Here is an 11,829-nt window from a genome sequence, read left to right as displayed (position 1 = left end):
AGCAGGTTGCCTCATTCCGCTCGACGGGTGAGCGCTCGCACGCCGATGTCGCGACGGTACTGGCCGCCCTCGACCTCGATGCCGGCGAGCGCCGCGTAGGCGCGCTCGATGGCCGCCCGCAAGTCGACGCCGCGAGCGCAGACCCCGAGCACCCGGCCGCCGCGGGTCTCCCAGCCGTGCGCGCCGCGACGCGTGCCGGCGTGGAACACTTTGACGTCGGCGAGGCCACCGGCCGCCTCGAGCCCGCGGACCGCCGCGCCCGGCCGGGTCTCGCCGGGATAGCCGCCCGCGGCGACCACCACGCTGGCGGCCGGCGCGGCCGCGTACCTCCGCGGCGTCAGCTCGCCGCGAGCGGCCGCCAGGAGGTCGGCGACGATCGGCGTCTGCAGCCCGAACAGCACCGGCTGCGCCTCCGGGTCGCCGAAGCGGCAGTTGTACTCGATCACCTTCGGCGCGCCGTCCGGCGCGATCATCAGGCCGACGAACAGCACGCCGACGAACGGGCGCCCCTCGGCGCGCAGCCCGGCCAGCGTCGGTCCGACGATCTCCTGCTCGGCCCGCCGCAGCACCGCGGCGTCGCACACCGGCGCCGGGCAGTAAGCGCCCATCCCGCCGGTGTTCGGCCCCTGATCGCCGTCGCGCAGGCGCTTGTGGTCCTGCGCCGGCGGCAGGAGGCTCCAGCGCTCGCCGTCGGTCAGCACGAACAGCGACGCCTCCTCGCCGTGCAGCCGCTCCTCGAGCACCACCGTCGCGCCGGCGTCGCCGAAGACATGTCCTTCAAGACAGGACCGAACGGCCAGCTCCGCCTCGGCGAAGGTCTCGGGCACGACCACGCCCTTGCCGGCCGCCAGGCCGCTGGCCTTGATCACCGGCGGGCTGGCGAACGAGCGCACGGCCGCCAGCGCCTCGCCCAGCCCCGTGACGGTCACGTGCCCCGCCGTCGGGATCGCGTGGCGGGCCATGAACGCCTTCGCCACCGCCTTGCTGCCCTCGAGCTCCGCGGCCGCCGCCGACGGCCCGAACACCGCGTGACCGGCGGCGCGCAGGCGGTCGGCCAGCCCGTCGACCAGCGGCTGCTCGGGGCCGACGATCACCAGGTCCGGGCGCAGCGCGTCGGCCAGCGCGACCAGGCCGGCGAGGTCGCCGACGCCGACGGCGTGGCAGGTCGCGTCCTCGGCGATGCCGTCGCTGCCCGGCGCCGCGTGGACCTCGTGGCCCTCGACCCGGCAGCGCCACGCCAGCGCGTGCTCGCGGCCGCCGCCGCCGACGATCAGGACCTTCAAGCTGCTCTTCGGGACATGCACGATCGTACCTGGCCTTTCAGACCTGCGCAAAAGGTCAGTGGCGGAAGTGCCGCTGACCGGTGAACACCATCGCCAGGCCGTGCTCGTCGGCGGCGGTCACGACCTCCTCGTCGCGGACCGAGCCGCCGGGCTGGACGATCGCCGTGACCCCGGCCGCGGCCGCGGCGTCGACCCCGTCGCGGAACGGGAAGAACGCGTCGGAGGCGAGCACCGCCCCCTGCGCGCGCGCCCCCGCGCGGGCCGTCGCCTGGCGGGCCGCCTCGACGCGCGAGGTCTGGCCGCCGCCGATGCCGACGGTCGCGCCGTCCTTGCACAGCACGATCGCGTTCGAGCGCACCGCCTTGCCGACGATCTGCGCCAGCTCGAGGTCGCGCAGCTCCGAGGCCGTGGGCGCGCGGCGGGTCACCACCTTGCCCTGCGCGGCCGCGACCGTCACCGCGTCCTCGCGCTGGGCCAGCAGGCCGCCGGCGATCGAGCGCAGGCGCAGGGCCGGCTGGGCTTCGGGACCTGTCCCGACGAGCATGTCCTCGAGGCTGAGCAGGCGGAGGTTCTTCTTGCCGGCCAGCAGCGCGAGCGCCTCCGGGGTGAACGACGGGGCGATGACCACCTCGAGGAAGGTCTCGGCCAGCCGCTCGGCGACGGCGCGGTCGACCGGGCCGGACAGCGCCACGATCCCGCCGAACGCGCTCTCGGCGTCGGCCTCGCGGGCGCGCACGTACACGTCGGCGAGCGCCTCGTCGCCGCGGGCGATCGCCGCGCCGCACGGCGACACGTGCTTGATGACGGCGGCGGCCGGGCCCAGCCGGCTGAGGTCGCGGCACAGGCCGAGCGCGGCGTCGGCGTCGAGCAGGTTGTTGTACGACAGCGCCTTGCCCTGGTGCTGGACCGCGCGGTGCAGCCCCGCCGGCTCGCCGGCCGCCAGCTCCGTCGCGTAGAAGCGGGCCGGCTGGTGCGGGTTCTCGCCGTAGCGCAGCTCGCCCTGCGCCGCGCCGGCGACGAACAGCCGGTCGGGCAGCGCATCTGTCCCGACGGACAGGCCGACGTCGTCGAAGCGCGCCAGGTAGCCGGCGATCGCCGCGTCGTAGGCGGCCGTGTGCGCGTAGGCCTTGCGCATCAGCGACCGCCGCAGGCTCTCGGGCAGCGCGCCGCCGTGCTCGCGCAGCGCCTCGCCGAGCCGCGTGTAGTCGGCCGGGTCGACGACCACCGCCACGCGCTGCCAGTTCTTGGCCGCCGCGCGCACCATCGCCGGACCGCCGATGTCGATGTTCTCGACCGCGTCCTCGAAGCTGCTGCCGGGCTCGGCGACGACCTGGCGGAACGGATAGAGGTTGACGACCACGAGGTCGATCGGCGCGATGCCGTGGAGGCGCAGCTCGGCCTCGTGCGCCGGGGTCGGCAAGGCCAGGATCCCGCCGTGGATCTTCGGGTGCAGCGTCTTGACGCGCCCGCCGAGGATCTCGGGCGCGCCGGTGTACTCGCTCACCTTGACGACCGCGACGCCGAGCGCCTCGAGGGCCTGATAGGTCCCTCCGGTCGACAGCACCTCGACCTGGGAGTCGATGAGGATCTGCGCCAGGACCTCGAGGTGGGTCTTGTCGCTGACGCTGACGAGGGCGCGACGGATCGGCGTGGGCGCGGTCATATGCGCGCCCGCGGTACCACCCGCGCGGCGGCCGGGTCAACCCTCTTCGCGGGCCAGGTACGAGAGAAGATCCTCGCCGCCCGCTTCCTTGAGCTTGAGGAGGCCGCGGACCTCGACCTGGCGGATGCGCTCGCGCGTGAGGTTGAGGATCTCACCGACCTCTTCCAGCGTGATCCCGCCGCCTTGCGCGACGTCGAGGGCGCAGGAGTGCTGTAGCTCCCACACCTCGAGGTCGGGGAAGTTGATCTTGATACTGCCGGTCGCCGGGTTCACGTCGATGTAGAGGTGGTGCTTGCAGCTGACGTAGGGGCACGGGCGGGCGACGTTGGCACACTCGCCGCGCGTCTTGGGCCGCCAGTAGCTGCGCTCCGGGTAGAGCAGCGCGCCGATCCGCAGCTCCTCCTTGGTGAGCCGCTTCATCGCGATCGTCTTGGCGCGGGCGCGCCGGACGATCGGCCGCGGATCGTCGCCGGCGTCGTCGTCGCCGGCTTCTTCACCGGCGTCGCTCGCGATCTCGTGGTCGGTGTCGTGGTCGCGGCCCTCGTCGAGGTCGCTGTCGCGATCGAGGTCGCTGCCGGTGGCGAGAGAGTTGTGCTTGAGCATGATGATCCCCTGCGGCGCGCGCGGAGCGGCGCCGTTATCCCCAAAAAGCGCGGTGGTGAGCGGAACGAACGAGCAGGTCTAAAAGGACAGGTCTAAAAGGACAGCTACAGAAGTTCAGTCGGACTCGCGGCCCCACCGCCCCGCGGACGGACGGCGCCGCCGCCGGCGATGAGCAGCTTCTCGAGGCGATAGACGCCGGACAGCAGCGCGTCGGCGGCCGAGCGGAGCGATTGGAGCTCGCCGTACAGGCTGTCGCGCCGCGGCGACGGCTCCTCGGCCTCGATCTTCGCGGCGAAGGCGGACAGCAGCTCCTCGAGCGCCTCGTCGAGGGTCTCGATGCTGTCCTTGAAGGTCAGGAACTTCGCCTGGATCTCCTCGATCGTGTAGCGCTCCGCCATCAACTTCTTGATGGTGTTGATGCGCCGCACCGCCCGGATCGGGTACACGCCGTGCGAGCCGAGGTGCTTGCCCTTGTGGCCGACCCGCCGCGAGCGCGGCACCAGGCCGAGCTGCACGTAGCGGCGCAGGTTCGCCTCGCTGAACTTGACGTCGGCGTCCTCGAACACCGCGACGAGCTGCTGCGACGACAGCCCCTCGGGGCTGCTCGCTTCGATGTCGCGGATCTGGGCTTCGGTGAGCGCGGTCGGCATGGCGGGGTGCTGCGGAGGGAGTCGCGGCCGGGAGCGCGTGGACGGCGGTGCCCGGACGGAGAGGCTTCACAAGGTAGCGGAGGTGCGATCCAAGCCGTGTAGTTCCTTTGGCGCGATCAGGTTGGCTTGTGGGTCCGCAATATAATCTACTGAGTAGATCACTAGAAGCACTTTCACGCGAACTCGGCAAGTTTCGGTCGCCTCGCATTCTGCGAGAACGTTCAGTACCCCCCTGCCCAGGCATTCAGCTCGAGCGCCGCACGAGCAGCTGTCGCGCCCGCGAGTCCGTCGCGCGAGCATCAGCCTCATCCGCCGCAACGCCTTCCAAACGCGAGATCTCGCGGCCCCCGCCACACCGCCGATCGCCGGCTCGATCTACTCAAGCGATCGGAGTGTCGCGCTGCTTGCGGCTCGAGAAGCAGATCTCCATCGCCGAGATCTCGCGCTCGTCCCTCCTGACCTTCGAGCCAGGCGCAGCCGACGCGCGCAGGCGCGCAGCCGCCGACTCGCTTCACGCGATCTCGCCGTAAACCCCAGCAGACAGGCGATCAGCGGCAGTCTCCGCGATCGCAACGTGCGAGGCCGGCTCGCGCTGCGGGCCCCCGTCGCATGGTCGCAGCAAGTCGGCTCGGCGAGCCGACTTCCGAGATGCACACGCTCGCAAGTCGGCTCGCCGAGCCGACTTGCCGTCCTCCGCCCGGTCGGCCAGCCGCGCTCGCAGATCTCGCTCCGCGACGCGAGGCCCGAGCTACGGATCTCGCAATTTGCGAGTCCCCCTGCCCGCTCGACGCTCACCGACCGAGGCCTCGAACGCCGCGCACGCGAGACGCGAGGAGGCAGGAGCGGCTCGCAACTTGCGAGCTCGCCCTCGCCGCGTCCCACCCGTCGCCCGCCGAGGTCTCGAACGCCGCGCTGCCTGCCCGCCCGACCCTCGCCGACCGCGGCCTCGAGCGCCACGCTCGCAACTTGCGAGGAGGGATGCCGCGCTCGCAACTTGCGAGGAGGGATGCCGCGCTCGCAACTTGCGAGTCGTCGCCGCCCAGCTCGGCAGGTCGGCTCGCAACCTCCGAGCCCGGGCCGCTGCTCGCTCGCAAGTTGCGGTCCCCACCAGCGCTCCGCGCCGCTCGCCACATGCGAGCCCAGGAGCGCTCGACCGGTCCGGGCGACTCGGCCGCTCGCACCTTACGACCCCCCGCTCGACCGCTCGCAACTTGCGAGCCGGCATCGACCGCGCGCAGCTCGCAAGCCCAGTGCTCGCGGGCGCGCGCCGCTCGGATGGAGGGCCGCCGCCCTCTAACCTCTACGGTCACGGGCTCGCAAGTTGCGAGACGCCGCGCCACCTGCGACCGCTCGTGGGGCGCTCCGACACGAGCGTCGCTCGCTCGGCGCGACGGCACAAATCAAGCGCACCGGCCGCCTCGCCGACTCGCGCCGCGCTCCCTCCTGGGCGCGCGACCCGCGGGTGCACGAGCACATCGGGAGCCACGCGCGACGGCCCGCCGTGGGGATCGTGCTCGCAGCTGTCCTGAAGGACAGGCTCGTTCGACCTGTCGTTCGACGACTTGGCCTCGCTGCCGCGGGCCGTCGTCAACCGACGCGCTCGGCGGGTTCATCCTGGCGCGAAGGCGATGGCCGACAGCGACGCCAGCGAGCGCACGCGCACGGATCGTCGCTCGCGGCTGCCGTACCTTCTTCTCGTGCTGCGAGGTCACCCTCGGTCGATGCAGCCGTGGAACCGGTCGTTGCGCGGGCAGTAGGTCCGCACGCGTTCAGCCTGGCGCGAGGGCGATGGCCGACAGCGACGCCAGCGAGCGCCACGCGATCGGATCGTAGCGCTCGGGGCCGCCGTACTTGTACGCCTTCTTCTCGTGCTGCCAGACCACGCCCCGGTCGACGCAGCCGTGGAACCGGTCGTCGCGCGGGCAGTAGATCCGCACGTGGAAGTGGTCGCTGTGGGTCGGCGCGTCGGGCGGATCGTACATCACGGCGCGCGCGTACTCGATGAGCCAGCGCGGCTTTTTGTGGCGCGTCGCGTACTCGAGGAGCCGGTCCTCGAGCGGCTGCGACACGAAGATCCACTGCACGCGGATGGTCGCGTCGCTGAGCAGCGCCTCGACGAGGGCCCAGTTGCGGGCGGTGTCGAAGCGGCGCTGCTGCCAGATCGGGTCGTTGTAAGTGCCCTTGCCGCGGACGTACGGCTTGCCCTCGCCGTCGTAGCGGATCATGTCGTTCTCCGGGGGCGCCAGCGACTTGCCCTGCTCGTCGACGCTATAGAAGATCAGGTCGACGTCGCGGCCGCTCTGGTGGCTGCTGTGCCACTTCGACTTGCCGCCGCGCTGCGGGCTGAGGTCGGCGATGCCGAGCGTGGCCTTCTTGGACGCGCCGCGCACCGTCTTGGCCGCGCGGCCGAGCGCCGCGACCAGCTCCTCGGTGCCGTACTGGAACCCGCGCTTCGTCCAGCGCTCGGGCACCGTGAAGCCGCTGCCCGTCAGCTCTAGCTTCGCCGGACGACGCAGGCGGCCATGGCTCGACAGGCCGGTCGAGACGCTGGTACCGTCGGTCCAGAGGTTGGGACCGGCGCAGCTGGTGAGGACGAGCCCGAACGCGAGCGCAGCGACGGCCTTCGCGCGACGACGCATACCCTCATTCTTTTAGTCCGTCCGCGTCGCGCTGTCCAAAGACGGGCAAACTCGCGCTGGCGCGCGTGGAGCCGCCTCCGTGGTTGCAGACCGGCGACCGCCGCGAACTCCGGCGAGACCGAGCAGAGGTCCCCCGCTGTCTCTCGCGCCGCTCACCGTCGGCAGCGCGGCCGCAAGCGCCGGAGACCGACGCGAGACCGGGCCTGGGCGGGGCTAGAAAGCGAAAAGGGCCGAGCCCCGCGAGGGACTCGGCCCGATGCGCGCCGGAGCGCGTCAGTTCTTCTCTTCGAACTCGGCGTCGATCACGTCGCCTTCGGTCTTGGAGCCGGCGCCCGCTCCGCCCGCGGCGCCCGGGCCCGGGCCCGCACCCGGCCCGCCGGGGCCGCCGGGGCCCTGCTCGGCGCCGGGCTGGCCGTACGCCGCCTGCGCCAGCTTGTGCGAGGCCTGCATCAGCTTGTCCTTGGCGGCCGCGATCCGGTCGTCGTCCTTGGAGTCGAACGCCGCCTTCGCGTCGGTGATGGCCGACTCGACCTCCGCCTTCGGCCCGGCCGGGAACTTGTCGCCGTTCTCGGCCAGCAGCTTCTCGGTCTGGATGATCAGCGCCTCGAGGCTGTTGCGGTTCTCGATCGCCTGGCGGCGCTTCTTGTCCTCGGCCTCGAACTTCGAGGCCTCGTTGACCATCCGCTCGATCTCGTCCTGCTTGAGGCCGCTGCTCGCGGTGATCGTGATGTTGGCCTCCTTGCCGGTCGCCCGGTCCTTGGCCGACACCTTGACGATGCCGTTGGCGTCGATGTCGAACGTGACCTCGATCTGCGGCACGCCGCGCGGCGCGGCCGGGATGCCGCCGAGGCTGAAGCGGCCGAGCGTGCGGTTGTCGGACGCCATGCTGCGCTCGCCCTGGACCACGTGGACCTCGACCGACGGCTGGTTGTCGGCGGCCGTGGTGAACACCTCGGTCTTCTTGGTCGGGATCGTGGTGTTGCGCGGGATGAGCACGGTGGTCACGCCGCCGAGGGTCTCGATGCCGAGGCTGAGCGGGGTGACGTCGACGAGCACGATGTCGGTGACATCGCCGGCGAGCACGCCCGCCTGGACCGCCGCGCCGAGGCCGACGACCTCGTCGGGGTTGACGCTGCGGTTCGGATCCTTGCCGAAGAACTCCTTGACGTACTTCTGGACCATCGGCACGCGGGTCGAGCCGCCGACGAGCAGGATCTCGTCGATGTCGCCCGGCGACTTCTTGGCGTCGGCGAGCGCCTTCTTGACCGGCTCGATCGTCTTCTTGACGAGGTCCTCGATCATTGCCTCGAACTTGGCGCGCGACAGGCGGATCTGGAGGTGCTTCGGCCCGGTCGCGTCGGCGGTGAGGAACGGCAGGTTGATCTCGCTCTCGATCGCCTGCGACAGCTCGATCTTGGCCTTCTCGGCCGCGTCCTTGAGGCGCTGGAGGACGAGCTTGTCGTTGCCGACGTCGATGCCGGTCTCCTTCTTGAACTCGGCGATCAGCCACTTGATGATGCGATCGTCGAAGTCGTCGCCGCCGAGGTGGGTGTCGCCGTTGGTCGAGATGACCTCGACCACGCTCTCGGCGACCTCGAGGATCGAGATGTCGAACGTACCGCCGCCGAGGTCGTAGACCGCGATCGTCTGCTCCTTGGAGCTCTTGCCCTTGCCGAGGCCGTAGGCCAGCGCGGCCGCGGTCGGCTCGTTGACGATGCGCTTCACGTCGAGGCCGGCGATCTTGCCGGCGTCCTTGGTGGCCTGGCGCTGCGCGTCGTTGAAGTAGGCCGGGACGGTGATGACCGCCTCGCTGACCGACTCACCGAGGTAGTCCTCGGCGGCCTTCTTGAGCTTCATCAAGATGCGCGCGCTGATCTCGGGCGGTGAGTACGACTTGCCGCGGATCGAGATGTGCGCGTCGCCGTTCGGCGCCTTGACGACCTTGTAGGGCACGCGGCTGACCTCGTGCGAGGACGCATCCATGCTCATGCCCATGAAGCGCTTGACCGAGTACACGGTGTTCTCGGGGTTGGTGATCGCCTGGCGCCGCGCCTGCTGACCGACGAGGACGTTGCCGTTCGCCTCGAAGGCCACCACCGACGGGGTCGTGCGACCGCCCTCTTCGTTGGGGATGACTTTCGGCTCGCTGCCCTCCATCACGCAGACGACGGAGTTGGTCGTGCCGAGGTCGATACCGATGATCTTGCCCATTGTGGAACTCTGACCTTTCTCGGACTTGTGGCCCGTACGGGCCGGGGGGACTTCTGCTTCCCACTCGAGCCACAAGGCCGGGAAGCGTTACGGGCGCAGAGTAAGGCCCGGTTCTCGCATGTCAATCGGCCGCCGAGCGGCCCGAGCAGGCGGCAGGGCCCGAAAAATGCACCGTGCCGCAGCGCCTCAAGCGACCGAGCAAACTCGGCGGCGCGCGCACACAAAGGCCGCGGGCCTGGGATGCGACTCCCAGGGCCCCGCGGTCCGCAAAACCCGCGCTCAGGTCGCGGCCGTGGCGGGCGGCTCGCCGCGAGCGGCTTCGGTCGAGGCGACGTCGGGGGTCGCGTCGGCCGGGATGACCGGGCGCTCGAACACGTGCTCGGCCACGTCGTGCACGTTCTTCACGCAGAGGATGGTCATGTCCTGCCGGATCTCCTCCGGCACGTCGACCACGTCCTTCTGGTTGCGTTCGGGCAGGATCACGCGCTTGATGCCGGCGCGGTGGGCCGCGAGCATCTTCTCTTTGATGCCGCCGACCGGGAGCACGAGGCCGCGCAGGGTGATCTCGCCGGTCATCGCCACGTCCGGGCGGACGCAGGTGCCGGTGAGCAGCGAGGTGATGGCGGCGAACATCGCCACGCCCGCCGAGGGGCCGTCCTTCGGGATCCCGCCCGCGGGCACGTGGACGTGGATGTCGATGTTCTCGATGGCGGACTTCTCGATGCCGAGCGGGCCGAGGTGGCTCTTGACGTAGCTCATCGCCGCCTGGGCCGACTCCTTCATCACGTCGCCGAGCTGGCCGGTGAGCATGAGCCCGCCCTTGCCGGGCATCTGGGTCGCCTCGACGAACATGATCTCGCCGCCGACCGGGGTCCAGGCGAGGCCGGTGGCCACGCCGGGCTCTGCGGTGCGCTCGGCGACCTCGGGCAGGTACTTCTGCGGCCCGAGGTACTCGGGGATCACGTCCTTGGTGATGACGACCTCGTCCTTGACCTCGCCCTCGACCACCTTGACCGCGATCCCGCGGATGACGGAGCTGATCTCGCGCTCGAGGTTACGGACGCCGGCCTCGTGGGTGTAGCTGTCGATCATCTCGAGCAGCGCGTCGTCGGTGAAGGTGACCTTGAGGTCGGTCTTCTCGAGCCCGTGCTCGCTGATCTGCTTCGGCAGGAGGAAGCGCTTGGCGATCGCCAGCGACTCCTGGCGCGTGTAACCGGGGAGGCGCAGGATCTCGAGCCTGTCCTTCAGGGCAGGCGGGATCGGGTCGAGGTAGTTCGACGTGGCGATGAACATCACCCGCGACAGGTCGAACGGGACCTCGAGGTAGTGGTCGCTGAACGACCAGTTCTGCTCGGGGTCGAGGACCTCGAGCAGCGCCGAGCCCGGGTCGCCGCGGAAGTCGTGGCCGAGCTTGTCGATCTCGTCGAGCATCATCACCGGGTTGTTGGTGCCGGCGCGCTTGATACCCTGGATGATGCGGCCCGGCAGCGAGCCGACGTAGGTGCGGCGGTGGCCGCGGATCTCGGCCTCGTCGCGCACGCCGCCGAGGCTGATGCGCACGAACTTGCGGCCGATCGCGCGGGCGATGCTCTTGCCGAGCGAGGTCTTGCCGACGCCCGGAGGACCGAGCAGGCACAGGATCGGGCCCTTCTTGCTGGCGTTGAGCTTGAGCACCGCCATGTACTCGAGGATGCGCTTCTTGACCTTCTCGAGGTCGTAGTGGTCCTCGTTGAGCACGGTGCGGACGGTCGCGATGTCGAGCTGGTCCTCGCTGGAGATCGACCACGGCAGGTCGACGAGCCACTCGAGGTAGGTGCGGGTGACGGTGTACTCGGCGCTGCTCGGCTGCATCGCCTTGAGCCGGTCGAGCTGCTTGCGCGCGACCTTCTCCGCCTCCTCCGGCATCTTCGCCTCGGCGATCTTCTTCTGGAACTCCTCGATGTCGCCCGACTCGTCGTCGATCTCGCCGAGCTCGCCCTTGATCGCCTTGAGCTGCTGGCGCAGCACGTACTCGCGCTGCGAGTGGCCCATCTCCTCCTGGACCTGCGAGTTGATGCGCTCGCGGACCTTGAGGATCTCGAGCTGGCGCGTGAGCAGCATCAGCACCTTGCGCAGGCGCTCGCGCACGTTGTTGGCGGCCAGCACCTCCTGCTTCTCGCCCGCCTCGATGTCGAGGTTGCTGATCACGAGGTCGGCGACCTGGCTCGGGTCGCTGACGCTGTCGAGCAGCGCCGCCGCCTCGCGCGGCAGCTCGGGCACGAGGGCGATCAGCCGCTTGGCCGTCTCCTTGATGCTCTGGACCAGCGCGACGGCCTCGACGTCCTCGCCCTCGACGTCGGGCAGCTCGGTGACGCGGGCCTTGAGGAACGGCTCGCTGGCGACGACGCGCTCGATCGAGATCCGCATCACGCCCTGGAGGATGACGCTGTAGTTGTCCTTCGCGAGCTTGATGACCTTGAGGATCCGCGCCGCGCAGCCGACCGCGTGCAGGTCGGCCTCGGTCGGCTCCTCGACGCGGGCCTCGCGTTGCGTGACGATGCCGATGATCGGCCGTTCGTTCGCGATCGCCTCTTCGATCAGCTTGACGGACTTGGGCCGCCCGACGTCGATCGGGATGATCGAGCCGGGGAACAACACCGAGTTGCGCAGGGGCAGGAGCGAGATGACCTCGGGCAGCTCCGGGGGCTCTTCGCGGCGACCTGGGGGCGGAGTAAGGGTGTTTTCGGTCACAAGAGTGCCGGAAACGTAACACTCGGCCCTAGGCTGTCAACCACGCGAGT

The 11,829-nt window shown here is 70.5% G+C and carries 7 protein-coding genes; all 7 read right to left on the bottom strand.

The features are described 5' to 3' along the window. Positions 1-11: 11 nt before the first annotated feature. The 7 genes from purD to lon all read right to left on the bottom strand — a co-directional run bounded on the left by purD (position 12) and on the right by lon (position 11,779). Entirely contained in the window at positions 12-1,283 is a 1,272-nt protein-coding gene (gene purD / locus NAEX_RS45555; RefSeq protein WP_096334198.1) for a phosphoribosylamine--glycine ligase, read from the bottom strand. A 55-nt stretch (positions 1,284-1,338) separates the two neighbouring features. Beyond that, positions 1,339-2,946 (bottom strand): bifunctional phosphoribosylaminoimidazolecarboxamide formyltransferase/IMP cyclohydrolase, encoded by a 1,608-nt coding sequence (gene purH, locus NAEX_RS45550; protein ID WP_096334197.1) that lies wholly within the window; start codon positions 2,944-2,946, stop codon positions 1,339-1,341. Between the two features lie 36 nt (positions 2,947-2,982). After that, positions 2,983-3,549 (bottom strand): sigma factor-like helix-turn-helix DNA-binding protein, encoded by a 567-nt coding sequence (locus tag NAEX_RS45545; protein WP_245914014.1) that lies wholly within the window; start codon positions 3,547-3,549, stop codon positions 2,983-2,985. A 104-nt stretch (positions 3,550-3,653) separates the two neighbouring features. Further along, the gene (locus NAEX_RS45540) at positions 3,654-4,199 is read right to left on the bottom strand and encodes a MerR family transcriptional regulator (RefSeq protein ID WP_096334196.1); all 546 of its coding nucleotides are present in this window, start codon (positions 4,197-4,199) and stop codon (positions 3,654-3,656) included. Positions 4,200-5,968: 1,769 nt separating this feature from the next. Next, positions 5,969-6,838, bottom strand: coding sequence for a penicillin-insensitive murein endopeptidase (locus NAEX_RS45535; protein ID WP_096334195.1), 870 nt, complete (start codon positions 6,836-6,838; stop codon positions 5,969-5,971). A gap of 273 nt (positions 6,839-7,111) precedes the next feature. Further along, complete coding sequence (gene dnaK, locus NAEX_RS45530) at positions 7,112-9,049, bottom strand: molecular chaperone DnaK (protein ID WP_096334194.1); 1,938 nt, start codon at positions 9,047-9,049, stop codon at positions 7,112-7,114. Positions 9,050-9,328: 279 nt separating this feature from the next. Further along, complete coding sequence (gene lon, locus NAEX_RS45525; RefSeq protein WP_096334193.1) at positions 9,329-11,779, bottom strand: endopeptidase La; 2,451 nt, start codon at positions 11,777-11,779, stop codon at positions 9,329-9,331. Between the last annotated feature and the right edge of the window lie 50 nt (positions 11,780-11,829).

The sequence above is a fragment of the Nannocystis exedens genome, assembly GCF_002343915.1.
GTDB classification, from domain to species: domain Bacteria; phylum Myxococcota_A; class Polyangia; order Nannocystales; family Nannocystaceae; genus Nannocystis; species Nannocystis exedens.
The sequence above is the reverse complement of the archived record's forward strand: the minus strand, read 5'-3'. Positions and strand labels throughout refer to the sequence as shown.